The organism is Streptomyces sp. NPDC088794, from assembly GCF_044750545.1.
Taxonomy (GTDB): Bacteria; Actinomycetota; Actinomycetes; order Streptomycetales; family Streptomycetaceae; genus Streptomyces.
In genome coordinates this window covers 158,053-184,265 of record NZ_JBIVKB010000008.1, presented here as the reverse complement: position 1 = coordinate 184,265, position 26,213 = coordinate 158,053, and the positions used below count along the sequence as shown (strand labels likewise).

19 protein-coding genes and 1 pseudogene are annotated in these 26,213 nt (G+C 70.1%); 17 read left to right on the top strand and 3 right to left on the bottom strand.

Going from position 1 to position 26,213, the window contains the following annotated elements; genetic code table 11:
• The first annotated feature begins 33 nt into the window (after positions 1-33).
• From ACIP6U_RS23490 to ACIP6U_RS23480, 3 genes are all read left to right on the top strand, one after another.
• Positions 34-4,233 carry a ribonuclease E/G gene (locus ACIP6U_RS23490; RefSeq protein WP_401721027.1) on the top strand — a complete coding sequence of 1,400 codons (4,200 nt, stop codon included), beginning with the start codon at positions 34-36 and terminating at the stop codon, positions 4,231-4,233.
• A 96-nt stretch (positions 4,234-4,329) separates the two neighbouring features.
• Positions 4,330-5,187, top strand: a complete 858-nt coding sequence (locus ACIP6U_RS23485; protein ID WP_401721024.1) for a polymorphic toxin-type HINT domain-containing protein — start codon at positions 4,330-4,332, stop codon at positions 5,185-5,187.
• Between the two features lie 2 nt (positions 5,188-5,189).
• Positions 5,190-5,609 (top strand): hypothetical protein, encoded by a 420-nt coding sequence (locus tag ACIP6U_RS23480; RefSeq protein WP_401721022.1) that lies wholly within the window; start codon positions 5,190-5,192, stop codon positions 5,607-5,609.
• A 152-nt stretch (positions 5,610-5,761) separates the two neighbouring features.
• On the opposite strand, the pseudogene ACIP6U_RS23475 reads toward ACIP6U_RS23480, so the two are convergent.
• Positions 5,762-6,245 (bottom strand): annotated as a pseudogene (locus ACIP6U_RS23475) (site-specific integrase); the annotation flags it as partial.
• A gap of 306 nt (positions 6,246-6,551) precedes the next feature.
• Here ACIP6U_RS23475 and ACIP6U_RS23470 point away from each other — a divergent pair.
• The 6 genes from ACIP6U_RS23470 to ACIP6U_RS23445 all read left to right on the top strand — a co-directional run bounded on the left by ACIP6U_RS23470 (position 6,552) and on the right by ACIP6U_RS23445 (position 12,216).
• A complete protein-coding gene (locus ACIP6U_RS23470) occupies positions 6,552-6,929 on the top strand; it encodes a hypothetical protein (RefSeq protein WP_401721019.1) in 378 nt (125 codons plus the stop codon).
• A 78-nt stretch (positions 6,930-7,007) separates the two neighbouring features.
• Positions 7,008-7,538: a hypothetical protein gene (locus tag ACIP6U_RS23465; RefSeq protein ID WP_401721016.1), complete on the top strand. Its 531-nt coding sequence runs from the start codon at positions 7,008-7,010 to the stop codon at positions 7,536-7,538.
• A gap of 357 nt (positions 7,539-7,895) precedes the next feature.
• Entirely contained in the window at positions 7,896-8,963 is a 1,068-nt protein-coding gene (locus ACIP6U_RS23460; protein WP_401721013.1) for a glucose-1-phosphate thymidylyltransferase, read from the top strand.
• On the top strand, positions 8,960-9,955 hold the full coding sequence (gene rfbB / locus ACIP6U_RS23455) for a dTDP-glucose 4,6-dehydratase (protein ID WP_401721010.1): 996 nt from the start codon (positions 8,960-8,962) through the stop codon (positions 9,953-9,955). The genes ACIP6U_RS23460 and rfbB overlap by 4 nt, the downstream gene beginning before the upstream one ends.
• A complete protein-coding gene (gene rfbD / locus ACIP6U_RS23450; protein ID WP_401721008.1) occupies positions 9,952-10,851 on the top strand; it encodes a dTDP-4-dehydrorhamnose reductase in 900 nt (299 codons plus the stop codon). Before rfbB ends, rfbD begins: the two co-directional genes overlap by 4 nt.
• Positions 10,852-10,893: 42 nt before the next feature.
• Positions 10,894-12,216 (top strand): FG-GAP repeat domain-containing protein, encoded by a 1,323-nt coding sequence (locus ACIP6U_RS23445; RefSeq protein ID WP_401721005.1) that lies wholly within the window; start codon positions 10,894-10,896, stop codon positions 12,214-12,216.
• A gap of 59 nt (positions 12,217-12,275) precedes the next feature.
• On the opposite strand, the gene rfbC is transcribed toward ACIP6U_RS23445, so the two are convergent.
• Positions 12,276-12,869, bottom strand: coding sequence for a dTDP-4-dehydrorhamnose 3,5-epimerase (rfbC, locus tag ACIP6U_RS23440; RefSeq protein ID WP_401721002.1), 594 nt, complete (start codon positions 12,867-12,869; stop codon positions 12,276-12,278).
• A 55-nt stretch (positions 12,870-12,924) separates the two neighbouring features.
• Positions 12,925-14,952 (bottom strand): glycosyltransferase family 2 protein, encoded by a 2,028-nt coding sequence (locus tag ACIP6U_RS23435; RefSeq protein ID WP_401720999.1) that lies wholly within the window; start codon positions 14,950-14,952, stop codon positions 12,925-12,927.
• Between the two features lie 361 nt (positions 14,953-15,313).
• On the opposite strand from ACIP6U_RS23435, the gene rplU reads away from it, so the two are divergent.
• The 8 genes from rplU (at position 15,314) to ACIP6U_RS23395 (ending at position 26,157) form a co-directional block, all read left to right on the top strand.
• Entirely contained in the window at positions 15,314-15,634 is a 321-nt protein-coding gene (gene rplU, locus ACIP6U_RS23430) for a 50S ribosomal protein L21 (protein WP_007381993.1), read from the top strand.
• A gap of 14 nt (positions 15,635-15,648) precedes the next feature.
• The gene (rpmA, locus tag ACIP6U_RS23425) at positions 15,649-15,903 is read left to right on the top strand and encodes a 50S ribosomal protein L27 (RefSeq protein WP_401720996.1); all 255 of its coding nucleotides are present in this window, start codon (positions 15,649-15,651) and stop codon (positions 15,901-15,903) included.
• Positions 15,904-16,049: 146 nt separating this feature from the next.
• On the top strand, positions 16,050-17,489 hold the full coding sequence (gene obgE / locus ACIP6U_RS23420) for a GTPase ObgE (RefSeq protein ID WP_401720993.1): 1,440 nt from the start codon (positions 16,050-16,052) through the stop codon (positions 17,487-17,489).
• A 234-nt stretch (positions 17,490-17,723) separates the two neighbouring features.
• The gene (locus tag ACIP6U_RS23415; RefSeq protein WP_401720991.1) at positions 17,724-19,214 is read left to right on the top strand and encodes an FG-GAP and VCBS repeat-containing protein; all 1,491 of its coding nucleotides are present in this window, start codon (positions 17,724-17,726) and stop codon (positions 19,212-19,214) included.
• A 139-nt stretch (positions 19,215-19,353) separates the two neighbouring features.
• The gene (locus ACIP6U_RS23410; RefSeq protein WP_401720990.1) at positions 19,354-20,904 is read left to right on the top strand and encodes an alkaline phosphatase D family protein; all 1,551 of its coding nucleotides are present in this window, start codon (positions 19,354-19,356) and stop codon (positions 20,902-20,904) included.
• A 64-nt stretch (positions 20,905-20,968) separates the two neighbouring features.
• Positions 20,969-22,183, top strand: coding sequence for a hypothetical protein (locus tag ACIP6U_RS23405; protein ID WP_401720987.1), 1,215 nt, complete (start codon positions 20,969-20,971; stop codon positions 22,181-22,183).
• Between the two features lie 225 nt (positions 22,184-22,408).
• Positions 22,409-23,905, top strand: coding sequence for an SDR family NAD(P)-dependent oxidoreductase (locus ACIP6U_RS23400; RefSeq protein ID WP_401720985.1), 1,497 nt, complete (start codon positions 22,409-22,411; stop codon positions 23,903-23,905).
• Positions 23,906-24,072: 167 nt separating this feature from the next.
• Entirely contained in the window at positions 24,073-26,157 is a 2,085-nt protein-coding gene (locus tag ACIP6U_RS23395) for a hypothetical protein (RefSeq protein WP_401720982.1), read from the top strand.
• Positions 26,158-26,213 lie beyond the last annotated feature (56 nt).

Sequence of the window (26,213 nt, the reverse complement as noted above, 5' to 3'; positions counted from 1 at the left end):
GGCGCCCGGGAGCCTGACGGGAGAAACGCCCGCATGCTCGAACCGACCGAACCCATCGAGGGTTCCGAACAGAACACCCCCAGCGACACACTGCCGCCGCGTCGTCGGCGCCGTGCCGCTTCCCGACCCGCAGGTCCACCGGTCGGCGGTGCCGCCGAGGCACCGGAAGACGTCGTCGCGCCGGCCATACCGGCCGAGGACGACGAGAAGGTCGACGAGACCCTTGAGGTAGCGGCGACCGAAGAGACGGACGGGACCGAAGAGACGGACGAGGCCGCGGTGGCGGAAGTCGCCGCTGAGGAAGCCGCGCCCGCTGGTCGTCCGCGGCGTCGTGCGACCCGTCGTGCCTCCGCGCCCGCCGGTGCGCCGGTGGCCGCCGAGGTGGCCGAGACCGTGGTGCCCGCGACCGCCGAGGTGCCCGCCGTGGCGGCGCCCGAGAGCGTCGAGGAGGCGGACTCCGACGAGGAGGCCGCTCCGCGCCGTACCCGCCGTCGGGCCACCCGCCGGGTGTCCGCGCCCGCCGGTGCGCCGGTGGCCGCTGAGGCTGCCGAGACCGTCGTGCCCGCCACGACCGTGGCGGCGCCCGCCGTCGACGAGACTTCCGCCGCCGCCGCCGCCGAGGCCGCGGTCGAGGAGGCCCCGGACGCCGGTCGTCCCCGCCGTCGCGCCTCACGTAGGGCCTCCGCGCCCGCCGGTGCGCCGAGTGCGGACGCCGCCGAGGCCGAGGTCATCGTCGAGGCGCCCGCCGCCTCCACCGAGGCTGTCGCCGAAGCACCTGCCCCCGCCTCCGCCGACGAGGACGCCGCTCCCCGTCGTACCCGCCGTCGCGCCACCCGCCGGGTGACCGCGCCCGCCGGTGAGCCCACGGAAATCCGGGCCGACCAGGCGGCCGAGTCGGTGGAGACCGCCGACGCACCCGCCGCCTCTCCCGTGAACGGGCGTGACGCCGAGGCCGCTGCCGTCGAGGCGCCCGCCGCCGAAGCCCCTGCTGCTTCCGCCCCTGCCTCCGCTGAGGAGGACGGCGGCCCGCGTCGGGCCCGTCGCCGGTCCGCCCGTAAGGCCGCCGGTGGATTCGCCGCGCCCGCGGCGGTCGCCGACGCGAGCGAGGGTGACGAGGACGGCGCGCCGCGCAGGCCCGCGCGCCCCTCGGTCGCCGTGTTCCAGGCGCCCGTGTTCACCGAGCCCACGTTCCAGTTCCAGACGCCCGAGCGCGCCGCGGCCCAGGCCGCCGCCGAGGCCGTGGACACCGACGAGGCCGACGAGATCGACGAGCAGCCCGTGGAGCGTGTGGAGCGCGTCGAGGAGACGCCCGCCGCGCCGCGCCGCCGTCGTCGCGGCCGGGGTGCCGCGTTCGCCGAGGAGGCCGAGTCGCGGCCCGTCGAGCCCGTCGTCGAGGACGATTCGGAGGAGGCCGACGAGTCGGCCGAGGACGCCGTCGACGACGACGAGTCCGAGGACACCGGTTCGCGCCGGCGCCGGCGCCGGGGCGGCCGTCGCCGTCGTCGCGGCGAGCTGGCCGAGGCCGGGGGCGAGGATGCCGTCGACGACGACGAGTCCGACGAGCCCGCCGCCGCGCAGGACACCGACCGGACCGACGAGGACGACGACGAGTCCGACGACGACGCGCAGGGCGCCGACTCCGGTGGCTCCAGCTCCAGCAGCCGTCGTCGCCGTCGTCGCCGTCGCCGCGCCGGTGACAGCGGTCCGGACAACGAGCCCACCGAGGGCGACCCGGAGCGCACGGTCGTCAAGGTGCGCGAGCCGCGCAAGCAGTCCGAGCCGTCCGACGAGGTGCAGTCCATCAAGGGCTCGACCCGTCTGGAGGCCAAGAAGCAGCGCCGCCGCGAAGGCCGTGAGCAGGGGCGCCGCCGCGTCCCGATCATCACCGAGGCCGAGTTCCTGGCCCGCCGCGAGGCCGTCGAGCGCGTGATGGTCGTCCGCCAGTACGGCGACCGCACGCAGATCGGCGTCCTGGAGGACGGCGTGCTCGTCGAGCACTACGTCAACAAGGAGCAGGCCACCTCGTACGTCGGCAACGTCTACCTGGGCAAGGTCCAGAACGTGCTGCCGTCGATGGAGGCCGCGTTCATCGACATCGGCAAGGGCCGCAACGCCGTCCTGTACGCCGGTGAGGTCAACTTCGAGGCCCTCGGCATGGCCAACGGGCCGCGCCGCATCGAGGCCGCCCTGAAGTCCGGCCAGTCCGTGCTCGTCCAGGTGACGAAGGACCCGATCGGACACAAGGGCGCGCGCCTGACCAGCCAGGTCTCCCTCCCCGGGCGCTACCTCGTGTACGTCCCCGAGGGCTCCATGACCGGCATCAGCCGCAAGCTGCCCGACACCGAGCGGGCCCGGCTGAAGACCATCCTCAAGAAGATCGTCCCCGAGGACGCGGGCGTCATCGTGCGCACCGCAGCCGAGGGCGCGAGCGAGGACGAGCTGCGCCGTGACGTCGAGCGGTTGCAGGGTCAGTGGGAGGACATCCAGAAGAAGTCGAAGAACGGCGGCAGTTCGAACGCGCCGACGCTGCTCTACGGCGAGCCGGACATGACGGTCCGGGTCGTCCGCGACATCTTCAACGAGGACTTCACCAAGGTCGTCGTCAGCGGTGACGAGGCGTGGGACACCATCCACGGCTACGTCTCGCACGTCGCCCCCGACCTCGCCGACCGGCTGTCGAAGTGGACCTCCGAGGTCGACGTCTTCGCCACGTACCGGATCGACGAGCAGCTCGCCAAGGCCCTGGACCGCAAGGTCTGGCTGCCCAGCGGCGGTTCGCTGGTGATCGACCGGACCGAGGCGATGGTCGTCGTCGACGTCAACACCGGCAAGTTCACCGGTCAGGGCGGCAACCTCGAAGAGACCGTCACGCGCAACAACCTGGAGGCGGCCGAGGAGATCGTCCGCCAGCTGCGGCTGCGTGACCTCGGCGGCATCATCGTCATCGACTTCATCGACATGGTCCTGGAGTCCAACCGGGACCTGGTGCTGCGGCGCCTGCTGGAGTGCCTGGGCCGGGACCGTACGAAGCACCAGGTCGCCGAGGTGACCTCGCTGGGGCTCGTGCAGATGACCCGCAAGCGGGTGGGCCAGGGACTGTTGGAGTCCTTCTCCGAGACCTGCGTCCACTGCAACGGGCGCGGTGTCATCGTGCACATGGAGCAGCCGAGCTCCGCCGGTGGCGGCGGCAAGCGCAAGAAGCGCGGGCGCGGCGGCGACGGGCACACCCACGAGCACGAGCACGAGTCCGCGGGTGCCGTGGACACGCACGAGGAGACCGAGACGGAGGCCGAGGTCGCCGCCGAGGTGGCCGAGCCGATCGCGCTCGACGGGCCCGCGTTCACGCCCGACGAGGAGCTGTACAGCAGCGTCGCCGAGGCGGAGGCCGCGGTCCGCGGTGGCCGTTCGCGGCGCCGGGCCGGCCGGCGTGCGTCGGCCCCGGCGGGTGCGCCCCGACGGGAGAACAGGTCGGACGAGCACAGGTCTTCGGACGAGCACGGGTCCGACGAGTACGGGACGGGCGAGCAGCGGGCGGAGCAGTCCGCGCCCGAGGCGCCGACGGCGCAGTCCGTGACGGCCGAGGCCGCAGCGCAGCGACCGGTGCGCTCGGAGTCGGCCGCCGAGGCGCTCGCCGAGCCCGCCGCGGTGGCGGACCCGGTCGTCCCGGCCGAGGCTGCCGCTGTCGACGAGGCCGCGCCCAAGGGACGTACCCGTCGTCGCGCCACCCGCAAGGTGTCCGCGCCCGCCGGTTCGCCCGCGGGAGCGGAGGCCGCCGTGGTGACGGTCGCCGAGATGGCGCCCGAGCGGCAGCCGGAGGCGGCTCCGGCCGCGGCCGAGCAGCCCGAGGCGCCGGTCGAGACCGCGGCCCCGGCCCGTCCGCGCCGCCGCGCCGTCCGCAAGGCCACCGCGCCCACCGCGTCCGAGGAGGCGGCCGTCGTGGTCGTCCCGTCGGCGGAGGCGCCGGCCCAGGCCGCGCCCGAGGAGTCCGCGGAGGCGGGCACCGAGGCTCCGGCGGCCGAGAAGACGGCCCGCAAGACGGCCAAGAAGGCCACGGCGAAGAAGGCCGCGACCAAGGCGACCGCCACCAAGAAGACCGCGGCCAAGAAGACGGCCGCGAAGAAGGCGACGGTCAAGAAGGCGGCCAAGACGGCCACCGCGAAGAAGTCCGCGTCGAAGAAGACGGTGGCGGCGGAGCAGTCCCCGTCGGGTGTGTCGGCCTCGACCGAGGACTGACGCGCTTACTGCGCAGTGTGATGGACGGCCCGCCCGGTTCTTACCGGGTGGGCCGTCCTGTTTTGCTGCGACGTCCCTCTGCGGCCTCGTCCTGAGATGTCGGCGGCCGCACTCAAGAAGTCGAAGAAGTCGGACCCTGAATGCCATAGCTTCCTACCCGGCACAAAGGTCCTCCTGGCCGGCGGCGGTACGAAGCCGATCGAGAAGGTCAAGCTCGGCGACAAGGTCGTCACGACCGACGCGAAGACGGGCAGGACGACGGTCCGCGAGGTGGCGGGCACGATCGTCACGGAGGACGACAAGTCCTTCTCCGACTTGACGGTGAAGACGCCGGCGGGCAAGAAGCAGGCCCTGATCGCCACGACGACCCACCCGTTCTGGGTGGTGTCGGAGGGCGCATGGATCAAGGCCGGCGCCCTCGAACCCGGCATGAAGCTGCGTACGGCGTCGGGCACGACGGTCGAGATCACGGGCAACCGGCACTACGAGCAGCGGCAGCGGACGCATGACCTGACTGTCACCGGGATCCACTCGTACTATGTGCTGGCGGGGGCAACTCCGGTACTCGTTCACAACTGCGACGAGGGGTACGCGGATGTTTACTTCGACGACGTCGAGGGGCACGCGTCCGTCTCGGTTACGCACGGAGACACGACGATGCACACCGAGGCAGGTTCGCAGCCAGGCTCGGATTCGGTTCCTGGCGTTCGCGCTCGACCCCATTCGTCCGGCACGATTGTTGTCAGGGTTCCGCTTCCCAACGCAAGGAATGCGCAGCGGGCTCAGTATGCTATGGAGGATGTCAATCTCGGTCCACACGACAACAATACAAACAACTGCGTGACCTACTGCGCGAGAATCTTGAGGGCTGGTGGAGTGGACGTACCGGCCAATGAATCTCAGAATATCGCCGGTTGGCTACTCAATTCTTCCCACCCGCAGAGGAGGCTCTGATCGTGGCAGCTGATGGTTGGGAGTCGCTCAAGGGTCAGCCGCCGAACTGGGAAGCACCCGAGCAGTTGCGAGGCCCCACGGCTTCAACGGCGATCAATCTTGCTGTTCAGATGATGGGCAGCAACATGATCGGCAACGACGTGATCGAGGTTGTCGCGGAGTTCGTTTCCGCCAAAGCCAGAATTGAGTTGTGGATGGGGCATCGTGAACCCCCTTTGACGCTTGGCCAGAAATTTGCTGTTGGTCGGGCCAGTTCGGAGGGGCTGCGAATCGCCTATGAATCCTGGGTCAATTATGAAAAGGCATACGGTTTGGCGGGCGGGAAGATATCGCAAGTCGACCAGGAGAAGCGCACGCTCATCGGTGCCGTTCGTGAGGCCACTGCCATCCTCGCTCGCGCGAAAGCTGACTGCGAGGCTTGATCCGGTGAGGCGTCCGGGTGCGCTTCTCCGGCATGGTCTGCGCTGCGGCAAATGTGAGACTCTGTCAGATGCGCTTTGGCGGGGCTTCAGAGCGCCGTGACGGCAGTCGTTGACGGCACTGGCGGCAGGCATCACCTGATGCCTGCCGCCAGTGCCGTCAGGGTGTCAAGGGCGCGGCCGAGGAGTTCCTTGATGACGACGAGTTCGATGCCCTGTTCCAGGAGGAGGGGGGCGGCTCTGCACCGTGGTAAGCACGTGCCCGCTGTGCTGCCTCGCTGCGCCCGCGGTCTCGCCGTCGCGCTGCTGCCGCTCGTGGTGGTGCTTCAGTGAGTGGACGCATTGGGTGGGGCGAGCGACGCGGCGCTCGGAAGCCCGCGTCTTGGTCGGCAGCGCGGTGAGCCTGTCTGCGGTGGCGCGCTGAAGGGTGCGGCGGATTTCGGCGGTGTCTGCGTCGAGGTCGAGGTCTTCCCGGTGCGATCCGAGGAGTTCGCGCTTGCGGAGTTCGGTGTGGAGAGCGAGTTCGAACAGAGCGTGCGGCCGGTGGCCTTGGATGGTGGTGAGGAGCCGGCGGGCTTCGTCGGCGGTGAGGGGTTCGAAGTGCCGGGGCCGTGGGGTGCCGTTGCGGGCGATGTTGCGGTGGCAAGATCGTCGGCAACGACGTGGTCGAACTCGCCGCGCAACTCATGGCCGAACACGCCCGGCTCGAACTGTGGATGGGGAGTCACTAGCCGCGTATGGGCTTCCGGGAACGGTTCGAGCGAGGCCGGTCCGCGTCTGAAGGACTGCTCCTGGCTTGCGGGGCGTGGATCGCGTTCCAAAGCGCCTACCAAGCATCCGGCAGGAAGGTCGACCAGGTACGTACCGAGCGGAAGCAACTGAAGCCGCCCTCCGCCAGGTCACCGACGCCCTCGTACGCGCCCGGTCCGAGAGCTGGGAGGACTGATGCTGGACCGCGAAGAGCACTGGAACGCGGTGCTGGCCGAGATCCTGCTGAGCCGGAAGGTCGGCACGGCCCACGTGAAGCTGGTCGGTGATCTGATCTCGGTCACCGCCCAGTTGGACATGGCCGACGTGCAGAGCAGCCGACCCGCGCTCGCGCTGGACAGCCTCATCGCCTATGACGAGAAGATGGGTCCGCTGGAGGAGGCCTACAAGGCCGCCTGGCAGGCCGTGCAGGCCGCGCCCGACAGGGAACGCCGTGTACCTGAGCTGAGGAGACTCGGCGAGGCGCTGGCGGCCGCGGTCGAGGGCATTGCCGACTTCGCCCGTCAGCAGGGTGTGACAGTGCGGCTGCACACCTTCGGCGAGCCCGGGTCGTAGCCCGGTCCGGGGCCAGGTTCGACCCACTGAACCTGGCCCCGGACGAAGGTGGCTGCGCGCCGGGGAAGGAGCACCACCGTGGACGAGCCCTTCGACTCGGCAGGCCTCGCCCTGTGCTGCGCCGCGGCCATCCGGCTCGGCGGGGCTGTGCGGGTGCTCGCCGGCGGGGCCGGGCTCGGCCCGCGGTACGACGTCGTCGCGGCCGGCCTGGAGCACGTCGTGGACTTTCTCGGCGGGCGGGAACGGGAGGTCGACCGCAGTCTGCTCGGGCCGGCCTTCGGGATGAACTGGGCTCTGGACGGGGAGTACCCGGCGGGACTGCCGGGCGCGGCCTTCTTCAGGAGCGCGGGGACAGTCGTGTTCATCGCGTTTGTCGCCGCTCGTCCTGATCAGCAGATCGCGCCCGCGCAAGGGCTGACCGCCGCCGTAGAGGCGACGGCCGCCTGGCCGTCCGAGGTCGACCCCTTCACGAGCCTCGCCGACTTCGAGCCGGCCTGCCGGCGGGAAGCGGCGGAGCGGCTTCGGACGGACGGTCTGCCCGCCCTCTGGGAACTGGCCAGGGAACAGTCCGAGCGGTACAGGCGCGTGGCGGAGACGCTCGCGGGATAGGCGGCGCGGCCGGCCGACGGCATCTCCAGTTGTAGGCCCCGCGTCAGGTAAGGAGCACGCGTGGCGTGGCGGTACGACGCTCGACGGGTTCGAGGCGAGAACCGAGTTCCCCACCGCCCCTGCGCGCTGCCCTCATCCCCTGGTCCAGTCCCTGATCCGGCCCCTGGGTCCTTGGGCCACCGGCGAAATGGCCGGATCTCGCGCCTCCCGAAGCCCCGCGCCCCCTTTCTCGTGACCTCGACCACGAATTGACCCGCAGCAGGCAACCATGTGAACGAGCGGTGAATCTAGCTTTGTATAGCGCGGCTATGATGTGACCGAGATGATGCTTAATTCAGACAAACGGGGATTTATCACGTGAAGGCACTCGTGCTCTCCGGAGGAGCGGGTACCCGCCTCCGTCCCATCACCCACACCTCGGCCAAGCAGCTGGTGCCGGTGGCGAACAAGCCCGTGCTGTTCTACGGGCTGGAGGCGATCGCCGAGGCGGGGATCAGAGAGGTCGGGATCGTCGTCGGGGACACCGCCGAGGAGATCCGGGAGGCCGTCGGCGACGGATCGCAGTTCGGGATCGAGGTCACCTACATTCCCCAGGACGCGCCCCTCGGGCTCGCCCACGCCGTGCTCATCTCCCAGGACTTCCTCGGTGACGACGACTTCGTGATGTACCTCGGCGACAACTTCATCGTCGGCGGCATCAAGGGCCTCGTCGAGGAGTTCCGCACCGAACGGCCCGACGCGCAGATCCTGTTGACCAAGGTTCCGAATCCCACTTCCTTCGGTGTCGCCGAACTCGACGCCGACGGGCGGGTGGTGGGTCTTGAGGAGAAGCCGAAGCAGCCCAAGAGCGATCTCGCGCTGGTCGGGGTCTATCTCTTCACGCCCGCCGTGCACGAAGCCGTCCGTTCCATCGAGCCCTCCTGGCGCGGCGAGTTGGAGATCACGCACGCCATCCAGTGGCTGATCGACGACAAGCGCGACGTCCGCTCCACCACCATCTCCGGCTACTGGAAGGACACCGGCAACGTCACCGACATGCTGGAGGTCAACCGGTCCGTCCTGGAGACCGTGCAGCCGCTGATCGAGGGCACGGTCGACGAGGAGAGCGAGATCATCGGCCGGGTACGGATCGAGGCGGGCGCCCACGTCAGCGGCAGCCGCATCGTCGGCCCCGCGATCGTCGGCGCCGGCTCGGTCGTCAAGCACGCCTACATCGGTCCCTTCACATCCGTCTCCGAGGACTGCAGGATCGAGGACAGCGAGATCGAGTACTCCATAGTCCTGCGCGGATCCTCGGTGACCGGCGTGCGCCGCGTGGAGGCCTCGCTCATCGGGCGCGACGTCGAGGTCACGCCCGCGCCCCGCAACCCGTCGGCCCACCGGCTCGTGCTCGGTGATCACAGCAAGGTGCAGATCTCTTCATGACCACCGCTCCCACCCGAATCCTGGTGACCGGCGGCGCCGGATTCATCGGCTCGCACTACGTCCGTACGCTGCTCGGCCCCGAAGGACCCGGTGACGTCGCGATCACCGTGCTGGACAAGCTGACGTACGCCGGCAACCCGGCCAACCTCGACGACGTGCGCGCGCACCCGGGGTTCGCCTTCGTGCAGGGCGACATCTGCGACCCCGAACTGGTCGGCAAGCTGATGGCCGAGCACGACCAGGTGGTGCACTTCGCCGCCGAGTCGCACGTCGACCGCTCCATCGACGGTGGCGCCGAGTTCGTCCGTACGAACGTCGTCGGCACGCACACGCTCATCGACGCCGCCCACCGCGCCGGCATCAAGACCTTCGTGCACATCTCCACCGACGAGGTCTACGGCTCGATCGACGAGGGCTCCTGGCCCGAGACGCACCCGCTGGAGCCCAACTCGCCCTATTCCTCGGCGAAGGCGTCCAGCGACCTGATCGCGCTGTCGTACCACCGCACCCACGGTCTGGACGTCCGCGTCACCCGCTGCTCCAACAACTACGGGCACCACCACTTCCCCGAGAAGGTCATCCCGCTCTTCGTGACCAACCTCCTCGACGGCAAGAAGGTCCCGCTGTACGGCGACGGCGGCAACGTCCGCGACTGGCTGCACATCGACGACCACGTCCAGGGCATCGAACTGGTGCGGACGAAGGGCCGCGCCGGCGAGGTCTACAACATCGGCGGTGGCACCGAGCTCTCCAACAAGGAGCTCACCGGGCTGCTGCTCAAGGCCTGCGGCGCCGACTGGGAGACCAGCGTCGAGTACGTCGAGGACCGCAAGGGCCACGACCGCCGCTACTCCGTCGACTGCACGAAGATCCGCGAGGAGCTCGGGTACGAGCCGCGCAAGACCTTCGAGCAGGGCCTCGCGGAGACGGTCCAGTGGTACCGCGACAACCGCTCCTGGTGGGAGCCGCTGAAGGAGCGGGCCGCGCTGTGACCCCTCCGCTCCAGAAGCAGAACTGGCTGGTCACCGGCGCCGGCGGCATGCTCGGCCAGGACGTCCTGGCCGCACTCGCCGCCGCCGGGATCCCGGCCGTCGCCGCCGCCCGCGCCGACCTCGACCTCACCCACCCGGCCTCGGTGCGCACGGCACTCGCCGAGCACCGGCCCGCCGTAGTCGTCAACTGCGCCGCCTGGACGGCCGTCGACGACGCCGAGTCCCGCGAGGACGAGGCCCTGGCCGTCAACGGCGACGGCGCCCGGCACCTCGCCGAGGCGTGCGCGGCCGACGGTGCCGTACTCCTCCAGGTCTCCACGGACTACGTGTTCGCGGGCGACGCGGAGAAGCCGTACGCCGAGGACGCGCCCACCGGGCCGCGCGGCGCCTACGGCCGCACCAAGCTCGCGGGCGAGCGCGCGGTCCTCGACGCCCTCCCGCGGACCGGCTACGTCGTGCGCACGGCCTGGCTGTACGGCGCGGGCGGCGGCAACTTCGTCCGTACGATGATCAAGCTGGAGGGCGTCAAGGACACCCTCGACGTCGTCGACGACCAGCGGGGCCAGCCCACCTGGACCGCCGACCTCGCCGACCGGCTGGTCCGCCTCGGCCAGGGCGCCCTCGCCGGCACCGCGCCGGCCGGCGTCTACCACGGCACCAGCTCGGGCGAGACGACCTGGTACGGCTTCACCAGGGCCATCTTCGAGCGGCTCGGCGCCGACCCGGAGCGGGTCCGGCCCACCACGAGCGCGGCCTTCGTACGCCCCGCGCCCCGGCCCGCGTACAGCGTGCTGGGCCACGATCGGTGGGCGGCGGCCGGCATCGAGCCGATCCGCGACTGGCGCGAGGCGCTCACGGAGGCGTTCCCGGCGCTGGTGACGGCGGAGCGGGGCTGACAGCGGTACAACCCAACACCGGGGCGGAGGGGCGGAGGTGACATGAAGAGACGTCATGTCGTCGGCGCCGCCCTGGTGTTGCTGCTGACCGCCTGCGGTTCGGACGGCGGCGAGGCGCCACCCCGACACCCCGGCGTCCGCTCCGACTTCGACGGGGACGGATACGGCGACCTCGTCGTCTCCGACACCACCGCGACCGTGAACGGGAAGTACGCCGCCGGATACGCGGCCGTCCTGCGCGGCTCCGCACAGGGCCCCCGGCTCAAGGGAGCGCAGATCGTCACCCAGAACGGGCTCGGGCTCGGCAAGGCGGGCGAGGGCGGCGGCTTCGGCGGCGCCGGCAGCAGCCTCAGCGCCGACCTCGACGGTGACGGGCTAGCCGACTTCATCACCCAGGCGGGCTACCGCACGGTCTTCGTCGTCTGGGGGAGCGACAAGGGACTCTCCGGTGCGGCCCGGCTGACGGGTTCCGCGCCGCTCACCGGAGACGTCGACGCGGACGGGCATGCCGATCTGGTCCTGTCCGGGGTCGCCGGGAGTCACGACAACGCCGTACGGGTGCTGCTGGGGCCGTTCGACCGCAAAGGCGTGCCGCACAGCACGGTCTCCGTCGACCTGACGCCCAGCGACCCGGCCCACTACGACGCGGTGCCCGCCGCCCTCGGGGACATCACGGGGGACGGCAAGGACGATCTCCTGGTCTCCTGGGGGACCCTGGTGGACGAGGCACCCATCGCAGAGGCCACCTATCTGTACCGGGGCGCCGCGGGCGGGAAGCTGTCCAAGGGGCCGCGGCTCACGGACGAGCGGGGCGAGGACTTCTACGGCTCCTCGCTCAGGACGGCGGACATCGACAAGGACGGGTACGCCGACGTCGTGGCGGGGCTCGCCTGCGAGATGCGGGGCGACCCCATGACTCCGGAGGGCGGCAGCCGGCTGGGCGTGCTGTACGGAGGGCCCAAGGTACGAAGTCAGCGGTTCACGGCGGACACGGCGGGGCTGCCGGTCCAAGGGCCGTTCTCCTTCTGCTCGTTCGGCGGCCGGCCCGCGGTCGGTGACACGGACGGGGACGGGTACGCCGACGTGGTGTTCTCGGCCGAGGTCGAGAAGGGCCTGAAGCAGGAGGTCCTCGTCCTGAGAGGGAGTGCCGGGGGACTCACCCTCAAGGGGGCGCGGGCCCTGCCCGGGACCTCGGCCGTGCTGCTCGACACCGACGGCGACCGGGCGGCCGAACTCGTGGTCGAGCAGGCGGGGGAGATCCGGGTCGTGCGCTCCGGCGCCCCGACGCAGACCTTCACGTCGGCCGACCTGGACCTCGGGCCGGGGATCTCGGGCGGACGCGGCTTCAGTCCGGTCCCCGGCTGACCTACGGAAACGGAAAGGGGCCCCGCGGATCAGTCCGCGAGGCCCCTTCCCTGCGTCGCTCAGCCGCGCAGCTCTGCGTAGTACGCCTGGCAGTCCTCCCACGACGGCAGCAGCCCCCGCGCCTCCGCCTCGGCCAGGGTCGGTGCCGCCGCGTCCTTCTCGGAGAGGACCGGCTCCACCGTCGTCGGCCACTCGATGCCGAGGTCGGGGTCGAGCGGGTTGATGCCGTGCTCGCGTTCGGGGGCGTAGCCCTCGGAGCACAGGTAGACCACGGTCGCGTCGTCGGTCAGCGCCATGAAGGCGTGCCCGAGCCCCTCGGAGAGGTAGACGGAGTGGTGGTCCACGTCGTCGAGCCGTACGGCCTCCCACTGCTTGTACGTGGGAGAGCCGGTGCGGATGTCGACGATGACGTCCAGGATCGCGCCGCGCACGCACTTCACGTACTTGGCCTGGCTGGGCGGTACGTCGGCGAAGTGGACGCCGCGCAGGGTGCCGCGGCTGGAGACCGAGCAGTTGGCCTGGGCCAGGTTCAGCCGGTGGCCGGCGGCCTCGGCGAAGTCCGGTCCCTTGAACCACTCGTGGAAGCTGCCGCGCGCGTCGGGAAAGACCTTCGGCTCGTGGACCCAGGCGCCGGCGATGCCGAGCTGCCTCATGTCGTTCACATCCTTGGTGTGCTGTGTCGTGCGGTGTGTCCGGGGTGGGCGGTGGTCAGCCGACGAACTTCGCCGCCAGCCGGCGGACCTTCTTGCGGGCGGCGGAGGGCAGCCGGCGCACGATCGGACCGCCGACCACGCGCAGCCTGCGGCGGACCGTCGCCTTGCGCCGCCTGGTCACCGTCGCGCGGACCAACTCCGCGTCCACGACCGGGAGTTCGTTGCCCAGTCGGAGTCGTCCGCCGCCGTTGACGGTCACCGTGCAGAGCGGGAGGGCGGGGTTCTTCTCCCCGTCCAGCCGCACGGAGGCCTGCCAGCGGCCGGCGGGCACGGTCACCCGCTCGGGCAGGAGGAGGTGGCTGCGGCCCTCTATCGGGACGACCTGGGCGGGTACCACGTGGGCGCGGCCGCCCTCGGCGGTCAGCACCAGCTCCGTCTTCAGCGGCGCGGTCGCCGGGCGGGCGAACACGTCGAGCCGCAGCTCCGGCCGGCTGCCGGGCATCCGGAGCACCGGACGGCCCTCCAGGTACTCCGCCAGCTTCTTGCTGCGGCGGGCCACGTCGAGCGTGAGGTTGCCGTGCGGGTCGGTGAAGTACGGGATGACCGGGCGGGCCGGGGAGCCGAGCAGCGCCGGGCGGCACTCCGTGTCGACCTTCGGGTCGCGGTCGGCACCCAGCCGGGCCTTGCGGACCAGGCCGAGACCGCGCACCGGGACCCACACGTCCCAGAAGCCGCGCGAGACGGGGCCGCGGCCCTTGGCGCCCTGCGGGTTGACCTGACCGGTGCCGCGCAGGACGACCTCGCAGGCGCCGTCGCCCAGGTCCTCGACGGCGGAGGTGAACTCCATCGCGCAGGGCCACTCGACGGCCGTCTCGCGGTTGCGCAGCGACATCTCGGCCTTGTACTCGGCCAACTCGTCGGTGACGTCGACCAGTTCGCCCTCGCCGAGCAGCCCGTCGGTGTACTCGGGGTGCAGGTAGAAGCGGTCGTCGCGGCGCAGCACCTTGAGCGGCTCACCGTCCTCGCCCTGGGTGAGCCGGGCGGTGACCGTGACGGCCAGCTTGCCGTTCGGCTGCCAGGCGACGTCCTCGAGGCGGGCCACGCCCTTGACGCCCCGGGCGAACTCGGCGAGCCGCAGCAGGGCCTCGCGGTCGTCGCGGCGCAGCAGTGTGGAGCGGATACGGGAGATCGCGCCGAGCCCGTCGTGCACGCCGTCGCCCATGAAGTCCTTGGCCAGCGGCTGGATGGCGTCGACCATCTCGTCGAGATAGGCCTGCTCGTACTTCAGAACGTTCGGCTCGCTGATCCGGCCGAGCATCTCCACCCGGTAGAAACGGCGAAGGAGCATGTCCCGGAATTCACCGGGCTCGGTGTTGGCGATGACGACGTCGAGGACCTCGCGGAGGTTTCCGTAATAGCCGGACGGAACCGGCCTGGTGGAGCCCGCGTTCTTTCCGTCGTCGCGCTTCGAGTAGTAGTAGCAGGTGTAGCTGCCGAGAATGGAGACGACCTTCGCGGGGAAGTACGTCTCCATCATGTAGAGCTGGTCCTCCAGCCGCCGCTTTCCCTCGGGATAGGCGATGTTGTTCTCGCGGAGGAATTCGGTGCGGAACATCTTGTGCGGTGTGAGGCTGTCGTACAGGGGTGCGTCGTGGATGGTGCACTTCTCCCGGTCGACCCGGAAGACCCCGTGCGGCACACCGCGGAAGTTGCTGGCCACCTTGCCGATGACGATGTCCGACCCGTTGCGGTGACCCATCTCGTACAGCCGTCGCAGCGCGTCCGAGGCCAGGTAGTCGTCCTGGTCGACGAACTGGACGTACTCGCCCTTCGCCTCGCCCACGCCGATGTTCCGCGGCTTGCCCGGCCAACCCGAATTCGGTATGTGGACGACCCGGAAATGCGGGTGCTGGGCGGCAAGGGAATCCAGTTCGGCGGGCGTTTCGTCGGTCGACCCGTCATCGACGAAAATGACTTCGAACTCGTCGACGGAGAGGGTCTGCTTCAACAGCGAGTCGATGCAGGGCTGAATGTACTTTCCAGGGTTGTACACCGGGATGATGACGCTCACCTTGGTCGGCATCTGAGGAACCTGTTCTCCTGTCGGGTTGCCCTGCGGGGTGGCTGTCACGTGGACGTGCGGTGGCCAAGATGTGTATGGCTGGAGTCACAGACTAGCCGCAGTGCTTTGGGGTACAAGAGGAGGATTCGGACCCTCCGGTTCCATGCCGGATCCCCCGCGATTACGGGGCGGACCGGCCCGGTTTGACCAGGCCGTGAGCGGGCCCGTAACCTAGACCGTCGGCGTGTCAGAACAGAGGCATGCCACATCCCCGTAAACCTCTTACCTTCCGGACGCCTCGGCGACCGGGAGAGGCTGTCCGTGTTCGTACCGGATCGCTGGCCTGCGGGGGTGCCGTTCTCCGAGCGAAAGAGAGATCCGCGTGTACGCCATCGTGCGCAGCGGTGGTCGCCAGCACAAGGTTGCTGTCGGCGACATCGTTGAGGTTGACAAGATTTCCACTGCCAAGGTTGGCGACACGGTCGAGCTCTCGACCCTGCTCGTTGTCGACGGCGACGCTGTGACCAGCGACCCGTGGGTGCTGGCCGGCATCAAGGTCCAGGCCGAGGTCGTGGACCACCACAAGGGCGTCAAGATCGACATCCTTCGCTACAAGAACAAGACCGGTTACCGCCGTCGTCAGGGCCACCGCCAGCAGTACACGGCGATCAAGGTCACTGAGATCCCCGCGGCTGCGAAGTAAGGGACTGAGGAGAGATGGCACACAAGAAGGGCGCATCGTCCACCCGGAACGGTCGCGACTCCAATGCCCAGCGGCTCGGCGTGAAGCGCTTCGGCGGTCAGGTCGTCAACGCGGGTGAGATCCTGGTCCGCCAGCGCGGCACCCACTTCCACCCCGGCGCGGGCGTCGGCCGTGGCGGCGACGACACGCTGTTCGCGCTGAACTCGGGCGCGGTGGAGTTCGGCACCCACCGTGGCCGCAAGGTCGTGAACATCGTTCCGGTCGCCTGACACATCAGGTAGCCGAGTCAGGTGACTGATTCGGACAACTGATCGGAAGCTTTCGCGAGGCGGACCTCACTTCCCTTCCGGGAAGCGGGTCCGCCTTTCGCGTGTTGATCTGGAAACACTGTTGTACGTAACTGGAGGCACATCCCATGACCACCTTCGTGGACCGCGTCGAGCTGCATGTCGCCGCGGGTAGCGGAGGCCACGGCTGTGCCTCCGTCCACCGTGAGAAGTTCAAGCCGCTCGGCGGCCCGGACGGCGGCAACGGCGGCAGGGGTGGGGACGTCATCCTCATCGTCGACCAGTCCGTGACCACGCTGCTCGACTACCACCACTCCCCGCACCGCAAGGCCACCAACGGCAAGCCCGGCGAGGGCGGCAACCGCTCCGGCAAGGACGGCCAGGACCTGATCCTGCCGGTGCCGGACGGCACGGTCGTGCTCGACGGCGCGGGCAACGTGCTCGCCGACCTGGTCGGCGAGGGCACCTCGTTCGTCGCCGCGCAGGGCGGCCGGGGCGGCCTCGGCAACGCGGCGCTGGCCTCGGCCCGCCGCAAGGCCCCCGGCTTCGCGCTGCTCGGCGTGCCCGGTGACTTCCGGGACATCGTCCTGGAGCTGAAGACGGTCGCCGATGTCGCTCTCGTGGGCTACCCGAGCGCCGGCAAGTCCTCGCTGATCTCCGTGCTGAGCGCGGCCAAGCCGAAGATCGCGGACTACCCGTTCACGACCCTGGTCCCGAACCTGGGTGTGGTGACGGCCGGCGAGACCGTCTACACGATCGCGGACGTCCCGGGTCTGATCCCCGGCGCCAGCCAGGGCAAGGGCCTCGGCCTGGAGTTCCTGCGCCACGTCGAGCGGTGCAGCGTCCTCGTGCACATCCTCGACACCGCGACGCTGGAGTCCGAGCGCGACCCGATCTCCGACCTCGACATCATCGAGGAGGAGCTGAAGCAGTACGGCGGCCTCGACCGGCGCCCGCGCATGGTCGTCCTGAACAAGATCGACGTACCCGACGGCAAGGACCTCGCCGAGATGGTGCGGCCCGACCTGGAGGCCCGTGGCTACCGGGTCTTCGAGGTGTCGGCGGTCGCGCACACGGGCCTGCGCGAACTCTCCTTCGCGCTCGCGGAGTTGATCTCCGAGTCGCGCGCCGCCAAGCCGAAGGAGGAGGCGACCCGGATCGTCATCCGCCCGAAGGCGGTCGACGACAGCGGCTTCACCGTCGTACCGGAGGAGGACGGTCTCTTCCGTGTGCGCGGCGAGAAGCCCGAACGCTGGGTCCGCCAGACCGACTTCAGCAACGACGAGGCCGTCGGCTACCTCGCCGACCGCCTCAACCGCCTCGGTGTGGAGGACGCGTTGATGAAGGCGGGCGCCCGCTCCGGCGACGGCGTCGCCATCGGCCCCGAGGACAACGCGGTCGTCTTCGACTGGGAGCCGACCGTGATGGCCGGTGCGGAGATGCTCGGCCGACGGGGCGAGGACCACCGCTTCGAGGCGCCGCGGCCCGCGGCCCAGCGGCGTCGGGACCGGGACGCCGAGCGCGACGAGTCCCTCCGGGAGTTCGGCGAGTTCGACCCGTTCGAGTAGGAGTACCGGACGTTCGGGGGCGCCGTCTGCCGGGGGCTGCCGCCCCCGGACCCCCGCTTCGGCCTGGACGGCCTCGTCCTCAAGCGCCGGACGGGCTGGTTCGGTTAACGTCCGGAGAACTTGCAGCGCATTTCAGGGCAACCACCCTGCCTCATGGCGAGTCGAACCGGGCAGCGTGGACGAGGGAGTTGAGCCTCTCCGCGCTCAACTGCCCTTCCGATTCCCGGAGTCGACATGGCCGAGTCCGTCCTTCCCAGATCCCGTCGTGCCCTGGCCGTCGCGGTCGCCGTGCTCGCGGCGACCGCGACGACCTCTCTCGTGACGCCGTCCGCCCAGGCCGCACCGGTCGCGCCGAAGGTCACGCAGGACTTCAACCGTGACGGCTACGCCGACCTCGCCGTGGCCGCGCCCGCGGCGACCGTCGGCGGCAGGGCGCAGGCCGGGTACGTCGCCGTGCTGTACGGCTCGAAGAACGGGCTGACCACCTCGGGGCGCAAGGTGTTCACGCAGAACAGCGCCGGTGTGCCCGGCACCCCGGAGCAGGGCGACCGCTTCGGCAGCGCGCTCACCACGGCCGACATCGACCGGGACGGATACCTCGACCTGGTCGTCGGCGTCGGCGGCGAGGACACCACGAAAGGCACCGACTCCGGCCTGGTGGAGGTTCTCTGGGGCGGCGCCCACGGCCTGTCGGGCGGGACCTCGCTCATAGCCGGCGCGAGCGCGCACGACGGACTCGGCGCGCAGGGGCGGCTGATCGCGGCGGACATCGACGGCGACGGCGCGAGTGACGTCGTGACCGTACGGGACCAGCGCGACCTGTCCGTGCTGCGCGGCCCCTTCGCCCGCGACGGCTCCGGGATCTACGCCGGTCAGGTGGTGAAGGACCCGTACAACAGCCGCGTCCTCGACCTCGCCGCCGGCGACATCAACGGCGACGGCCTCACCGACCTCGTCGCCGCCGAGAACGACGCCGAGGAGTTCGACTCCCGGCGGATCGTCTACTGGCTGGGCACCGAGAACGGACTCACGCCGTTCACCCTCGTCTACGACGTCGACGGCGCCGGCCTCCAGGGCGGCGAGAACCTCGACGTCGGGGACGTGAACCGGGACGGCTACGCCGACATCGTGGTGGGGCGGGCCGTCGACGGGTACGACAGCGACCTCATGCACAACTGGGTCAAGGGCGGCCGGATCGGCTGGATCCCGGGCACCGCGGAGGGTCCCGACGGCGTGGCGGCGAAGTTCTTCTGGCAGGACACCCCCGGTGTGCCCGGCACCGCGGAGACGGGCGACCGCTTCGGCTCCGACGTCCAGATCGCCGACGTCGACGGCGACGGCTATCCCGACGTCGTCACCGGAGTTCCCGGCGAGAACCTCGGGTCCGTCGCCGACGCCGGTTCGGTCGTGGTCCTGCGTGGCACGGCCGCCGGGCCGACCGGGGCCGGCGCGCGGGCGGTCTCGCAGAACACCGCCGGCGTGCCCGGGACCGGGGAGAAGGGCGACGCCTTCGGGCGGGCCGTGCACCTCGGGGACGCGAACCACGACGGGAAGGCCGATCTGGTCGTCGGCTCGCCGGGGGAGAACGGCGAGGCGGGTTACGTCTGGTCGTTCCGATCGGGTGCGAGCACCGTCGTGTCGCCGGGCGGAACGATCTCCTTCGGCAACACTCTCCTCGGCACCACCAGCACGAAGGCGAAGTTCGGCTCGGGATTCGCGTACTGACCGTCTGTGGACCGATCGGCCCCGTGCCGACTGTCTGCCTGGTTGTCATGTGCACGAGTGCCTCTGTTCAACGGGTGGACCGCCCGCCTGCGTGAGCCTCTAGGTGTCCAAGAGGCCAGACAGGCAAGGGAGTTCACCCGTGACCGGAGCAATCTCGCCTGACCGGCGCCGATTTCTGACCACGGGGGCCGCCGTTCTCGGCGCCGCCGCCTCCGCCCAGCTCTGGCTGCCCGGTACCGCGCGGGCGGCCGAAGCCGCCCTGCCCGACGGGGTGTTCAGCCTCGGGGTGGCCTCAGGGGACCCGCTGCCGGACGGGGTCGTGCTGTGGACCCGGCTCGCCCCGGACCCGCTGCACGGCGGCGGAATGCCGGACCGCGTGGTCCAGGTGGAGTGGGAGATCTCGGAGAGCAAGTGGCTCGGCAAGCCGGTGCGCCGGGGCGTCGCCCTGGCCCGGCCCGAGTACGGGCACAGCGTCCACGTGGACGTACGCGGACTGCGCCCGGGCCGCGTGTACTGGTACCGCTTCCGGGCGGGCGGCCGGCTCTCGCGCACCGGCCGCACCCGCACCGCCCCCGCGCCGAACAGCACCGGCGGCTCGCTGCGGGTCACCCTCGCCTCCTGCCAGAACTGGCAGAACGGCTACTTCACGCCGTACGCCGACATGCTCGCGCAGGACCCCGACGTCGTGCTCTTCGTCGGCGACTACATCTACGAGTCGGTGCCGGCCTCGACGGGACCGCGCCGGCACGAGGGCACGGGAGAGCCGTACACCCTGGTCGAGTACCGCAACCGGTACGCGCAGTACCGCAGCGACCCCGATCTCGCCGCGATGCACGCGAACGCCCCCTGGGTGGTCACCTTCGACGACCACGAGGTCGACAACGACTTCGCCGGCGAGATCCCGCAGGACCCCGGCAAACAGACCCACGACGCCTTCGTGGCCCGCCTCACCGCGGCCTACCAGGCCTACTACGAGCACATGCCGGTGCGTGCGAGCGCCGTGCCGAGCGGGCCGCACATCCAGATGTACCGGCGCCTGGAATTCGGGCAGTTGGCCCGGCTGAACGTCCTCGACACCCGCCAGTTCCGCAGCGACCAGGCCACCAGCCAGGCCGGTGCCCAGAACCCCTCGTCGACCATGCTGGGCGCGAAGCAGAAGAAGTGGCTGCTCGACGGGTTGCACGGCTCGCCCGCGCGCTGGAACCTGATCGCCTCGCAGATCATGATGGCCGAGACCGACCTCCAGGTCGGCGAGGGCAAGCTCTGGTACTACGACGCCTGGGACGGGTACCAGACCGAACGCAACGCGCTGATGCGGGAGTTCGCGCAGGTCCGCAACCCCGTCGTGCTCACCGGCGACCGCCATCTGACGATGATCAGCGACCTGAAGAAGGACTTCGCCGATCCGCGGTCCGCTGTAGTGGGCGCCGAGTTCGTGGGCACGTCCGTCTCCAGCAACGGCGACCAGAACCAGGCCGCCTTCCACACCGAGTGGGACCCGCGCATGCCGGACAACCCGCACTGGAAACTGATCGACGCCCACCGCGGCTACCACCTCTTCGACATCCGGCACGACGGAATCGACGCGCAGGTGCGCGTGGTCGACACGGTCCTGAGCCCGCGGGCGACGCCGAGCACGCTGGGCCGGCTGCGGGTGGAGGCGGGGCGGCCGGGGGTCGAGCTGGTGTGACCTCATCCGCGTCCCAGGCGACTCTCAGGCCAATCTCAGGTACTCCTCTTACCCTCCGTTAACCATGGAGATCGACTGTACGAGTGATGACGACAGGGTGAACGGCAGTCGCGCAGGCCTCGCCCCACAGCCTGCCCCGCTGCCCGCAGGCACCCGGCTGCTGCACATAGGTCCGCACAAGACGGGGACCACCTCGATCCAGGGCGCGTTGTTCGCCGTGAAGGAGCAACTACCCGAGTACGGGGTCGTGTTCCCCGCGAGCACCCGACATCCGATGGAGGCGGCGCTGGCCGCCTGTGCCCGGCCGGCGATGATGGGCGACACCGCGCCGACCGACAAACACTGGACGCGGCTGCTGGATCAGGTGGCGGCCACCAAGGGGAGCACCTCGGTGGTGAGCAGCGAGTTCTTCGCCGACGCCGAGGACGAGGCGACCGTACGCCGGATCGTGGAGCAGCTCGGCGGGGACCGCGTGCACATCCTGGTCACCCTGCGCCCGCTGGCCCGGATCATGCCCTCGCAGTGGCAGCAGTACGTGCAGAACGGGCTGCGCATGGGCTACGAGAACTGGCTGGAGCACATGCTCCGCAAGGCCCCGTACGAGAAGCCCAACCCCAGTTTCTGGCGCCGGCACCGGCACGACCGGCTGGTGGAGCGATGGGCCGGGGTGGTCGGGCCCGAGCGGGTCACCGTCGTCGTGGTGGACGACGCGGACCGGGACGGGCTGATGCGGACCTTCGAGGCGCTGCTCGGACTGCCCGCGGGGCTGCTGCGGCCGGTTCCGGACGCGGCGAACCGTTCCCTCACCCTCGCCGAGACCGAAATGCTGCGGAATCTTAATATGGAATTCCGCGGCAATGGACTTCCCGACGAGCTGTATTCCAAGCTCGTGCGCAACGGCGCCGTCATGCATATGAAGAACTCGTGCAGCCCCTCGCCGGAGGACGTGAAGATCACCACCCCGGGCTGGGCCCTCGACGCGGCCGCCGGGATCGGCGCCGAGATGGCCGGCCGGATCGGCGCGCTGGGCGTCCGCGTGATCGGTGATCCGGGCGTTCTCTCGGCCCGGCCGAAACCGCCCGCCTGGGAGCCGCCGGCCGAGCCGCGGATCGCTCCCGAGGTGGCCGCCCAGGCGCTCTACGGGGTGCTCGCCGCGGCCGCCGAGGTGCCGGTCAGACACACCACGCCGGCGAAGGCGCGCACGGTTCACCAGACCTCTTCCAAGGAGCTGGTGAAGGTGCTCGGGCACCGCTGCCTGAAGAAGCTGCGGCGCCACTGAGCCGCGCGGCCGTCACCACAGGCGTCACACTGCGTAGATTTCCGGCTCCTGTGGAGTTACTCACAGCGATGAAGCGGGAACCCGGACAACGCTTCCCGCGTCACCAGCAGTGCAAGGTGAATGCCAGGTAGCGGGCACATATGCAGCGAACGGCGCTCGCCTTGCACTGCGGTTACCGCAAGTGGGACCATTTCCCCGTTCCCAATCGCCCAAGGTAGGTCCTCTGTGTCCCAGCACATAGCCAAGCCCCGTACCACCGCAGTGATCCTGGCGGGTGGCACCGGCCAGCGCGTGGGTCTGTCGATCCCCAAGCAGCTGCTGAAGATCGCCGGCAAGGCAGTCATCGAGCACACCCTCACCACCTTCGAGAGGGCCGACTCGATCGACGACATCATCGTGCTGATGGCGCCGGGATACGTGCCCGACATCGAGAAGATCGTCGCCAAGGCCGGGTTCACCAAGGTCAAGAAGATCATCGAGGGCGGCTCCACGCGGAACGAGACCACCGAGCGCGCCATCGCGGCCCTCGGCGAGGGCCTGGCCGAGGGCGAGGACCTGAACGTCCTCTTCCACGACGCCGTGCGCCCCCTGCTGTCGCGGCGCGTCATCGACGACTGCGTGGTCGCCCTGGAGCGCTTCCAGGCCGTCGACGTCGCCATCCCGTCCGCGGACACGATCATCGTGACCCGCACGCACGGCGACGACGGCGAGTTCATCACCGAGATCCCCGACCGCGCCCGGCTGCGCCGCGGTCAGACCCCGCAGGCCTTCAAGCTGGCCACGATCAAGCGCGCCTACGAGGTCGCCGCCGGTGACCCCAACTTCCAGGCCACGGACGACTGCTCGGTCGTGCTCAAGTACCTGCCGGACGTGCCGATCCACGTCGTCGCGGGCGACGAGTACAACATGAAGGTCACCCAGCCCGTCGACGTCTTCATCGCCGACAAGCTCTTCCAGCTCGCCTCCACCGCCACGCCCGAGCAGATGGACGAGGCGACCTACCGCGAGCTCCTGACCGGCAAGACGGTCGTCATCTTCGGCGGCTCCTACGGCATCGGCAAGGACATCGCCGCGCTCGCCGAGTCCTACGGCTCCAAGGTCTACGCGCTGGGCCGCTCCACCACCGGCACCCACGTGGAGAACCCGGAGGAGGTCGACGACGCGCTGTCCAAGGCGTACGCGGAGACCGGCCGGATCGACTACGTCGTGAACACCGCGGGCGTGCTGCGCATCGGCAAGCTGGCCGAGACCGACAACGCGACCATCGAGGAAGCGCTCAAGGTCAACTACCTGGCTCCCGTGCAGATCGCTCGTTCGGCGTACAAGTACCTGGCCGAGACCAAGGGCCAGCTGCTGCTGTACACCTCCAGCAGCTACACCCGGGGCCGCGCCGAGTACAGCCTCTACTCCTCGACCAAGGCCGCCATGGTGAACCTCACCCAGGCCCTGTCCGACGAGTGGGCCGGCGACTCCATCCGGGTCAACTGCGTCAACCCCGAGCGCACCGCGACGCCCATGCGCACCAAGGCCTTCGGCCAGGAGCCGACGGGCAGCCTGCTGTCCTCCGAGGCCGTCGCGCGCACCTCGCTCGACGTGCTGCTGTCCGAGCTGACCGGGCACGTCATCGACGTCCGCCAGCAGGACCCGACGGCGGGCGCCGCGCAGGCCTCCGGCTTCGAGGCGGCGCTGGCCTCGGTGCTCGACCGCCAGGACGGCGTGTAATAATTGGCGCCAATTCTTCTTCGTCGGTAATTCAGGCCTCTGCGATCGCTCGTTAACCGAGTGTTCGCAGAGGCCTGAATCCGTACCTCCGGCGAATTACTACCGAATAACCACAAACCCTGCGCACCCCCAGACCAAACGGCACTCCCTCGCAGAGCAGGTTCTCAGTGATATCCACCGCTATTCGCGTCGCCCGCGTCGGCAGCGCGGCCGAGCTGGCCGCGGCGGCCCTGATGATGCTGGGCTACCCGGCCCTCATGCTGGCCGCGCTCGTCCCGAACGTGTACGCCTTCGCGGCCGCCGCCGCCGTGACGTATCTGGCGGACCACTATCTGCACCGCAAGGGCAGCTACCTCGTCAACCGGCTCAGCAAGGTCCGCGCCGGCCTGTCGATCCGCTTCCTGATCAGGCAGCTCCTGCTGATCCTGCTGCTGGCCCGCATGGACCTCGCGGACAACCTGATCTACTACGGCGCCATAGCGTGCTTCATCGCGTTCTACGGCCTCCAGGCCCCGCACGGCGCGCTGGTCACGCTGATCCGCAACCGCCGCCGGATGCCGGTCGCCACCCGCAACGTCGACCTCGAGTCGCGCATCCGCATCCCGGACGCCCCGCCGCCCGGCCTGCTGAACCGCTCGGCCGAGAAGATGCTCCACCTCGACCTCTTCGCCGTCATCGGCATCCTGGTCTCCTGCGCCGTGGACAACTCCGTCGCCGGCTTCGTCGGCATCGGCATCACCCTGCTCCTGGGCTCCCTCTACGTCCTGGCGCTGGTCCCGTACGTCCGCGGCAGCAAGATCCCGCCGAACGCGGACAAGGTGCTGGCCGCCGTCGACGAGTGGCTGCGCGACTACCGGCCCGACACGGTGCTGTACTTCTCCGGCTCCAAGGACTCCACGTACCAGGTCAACATGTGGCTGGAGACGATGGAGGAGCTGGACTCCAAGCCGCTGATCATCCTGCGCGAGCGGGTCATACTGCAGAGCCTGGCGCCCACCACGGTCCCCGTCATCTGCGTGCCCGGCGGTGTGCACCTGATGAACATGGACCTGAACACCGTGCGCGTCGCCCTGTACGCGGCGAACGTCGGCAAGAACATCCACCTGCTGCGCGTGCCCACCATGAAGCACGTCTTCATCGGCCACGGCGACAGCGACAAGCTGGCCAGCGTCAACCCGTTCAGCAAGGTCTACGACGAGGTGTGGACCGCGGGCCGGGCCGGCCGCGACCGCTACGCCATCGCCGACGTCGGCGTCCGCGACGAGGACATCGTCGAGGTCGGCCGCCCGCAGCTGGCGCCGATCGAGACCCGGCAGGGTGCCGTGGACGGTCGTATCCCCACGATCCTGTACGCGCCCACCTGGGAGGGCTGGGACGGCGACCCCGGCAACACCTCCCTCGTGCTGGCCGGCGAGAACATCGTCAAGAAGCTGATCAAGGCCGACCCGCCGGTCCGCGTCCTGTACAAGCCGCACCCCTTCACCGGCACCGTCTCCGCCGCGGCCGGCGCCGCGCACCGGCGCATCACGGCCCTGGTCGAGAAGGCCGCCCTGGAGCGCACCACCGACTCCCGCTTCACCGCCGACACGGCCGAGCAGGACACGGCGAAGGCCGACCTGGTCCGCATCGAGGCCCGGATCGCCGAACTGTCCGGCACCGTCGGCGAGAAGGGCGACGAGGCCGAGGCCACCCGCGACGGCGTGGTCGACGTCGAGCGGCACGCGGAGGTCGCCCGGCTGCGTGCCGAGTGGAACGACGCCTACTGGCGCTCCTTCGGCAGCTTCGAGCACCGGGTCGTCACGGGCGCCGAGCCGCGCCTGTACGACTGCTTCAACGTGTCCGACGCGATGGTCTCCGACATCTCCAGCGTGGTCTCCGACTTCATCGCGAGCGGCAAGCCGTACGCGGTCGCGGACTCCGCCGGTCTTGGCGTGGAGGAGTTCAAGCGGCAGAACACCGCGGTGCGCGCGGCCGTGATCCTCTCCAACAAGGCCACGGAGCTGGGCGAGCTGCTGGCCGCCGTCCGCGACCCGGCCGCCGACAAGCTGGCGGCGGACCGCAAGGAGCTCAAGCAGTACCTGCTCGGCCCGGACGAGCCGACCTCCATCGAGCAGTTCAACACCGCGGTGGCGGACCTGGCCCGCAAGGCCGGCACCCGCAACCTCGGCCAGGAGTCCCGCAACGCGGCCGGTGTCCCCGGCGCGGACGAGCTCTCCGACGCGTTGTCGACGCCACAGCCGCCGACCGTGTGAAAAAGGTGAGAAGGGCCCGGTTTTCGCGGAGTGACCGTCGAAAACCGGGCTCTTTT

Excerpts from the sequence above, each read along its gene's own strand:
- ACIP6U_RS23490 (WP_401721027.1), top strand. The coding sequence starts at position 34 with ATGCTCGAACCGACCGAACCCATCGAGGGTTCCGAACAGAACACCCCC.
- ACIP6U_RS23485 (WP_401721024.1), top strand. The coding sequence starts at position 4,330 with ATGTCGGCGGCCGCACTCAAGAAGTCGAAGAAGTCGGACCCTGAATGC.
- ACIP6U_RS23470 (WP_401721019.1), top strand. The coding sequence starts at position 6,552 with ATGCTGGACCGCGAAGAGCACTGGAACGCGGTGCTGGCCGAGATCCTG.
- rfbB (WP_401721010.1), top strand. The coding sequence starts at position 8,960 with ATGACCACCGCTCCCACCCGAATCCTGGTGACCGGCGGCGCCGGATTC.
- ACIP6U_RS23445 (WP_401721005.1), top strand. The coding sequence starts at position 10,894 with ATGAAGAGACGTCATGTCGTCGGCGCCGCCCTGGTGTTGCTGCTGACC.
- rfbC (WP_401721002.1), bottom strand. The coding sequence starts at position 12,869 with ATGAGGCAGCTCGGCATCGCCGGCGCCTGGGTCCACGAGCCGAAGGTC.
- ACIP6U_RS23435 (WP_401720999.1), bottom strand. The coding sequence starts at position 14,952 with ATGCCGACCAAGGTGAGCGTCATCATCCCGGTGTACAACCCTGGAAAG.
- rpmA (WP_401720996.1), top strand. The coding sequence starts at position 15,649 with ATGGCACACAAGAAGGGCGCATCGTCCACCCGGAACGGTCGCGACTCC.
- obgE (WP_401720993.1), top strand. The coding sequence starts at position 16,050 with ATGACCACCTTCGTGGACCGCGTCGAGCTGCATGTCGCCGCGGGTAGC.
- ACIP6U_RS23415 (WP_401720991.1), top strand. The coding sequence starts at position 17,724 with ATGGCCGAGTCCGTCCTTCCCAGATCCCGTCGTGCCCTGGCCGTCGCG.
- ACIP6U_RS23405 (WP_401720987.1), top strand. The coding sequence starts at position 20,969 with ATGGAGATCGACTGTACGAGTGATGACGACAGGGTGAACGGCAGTCGC.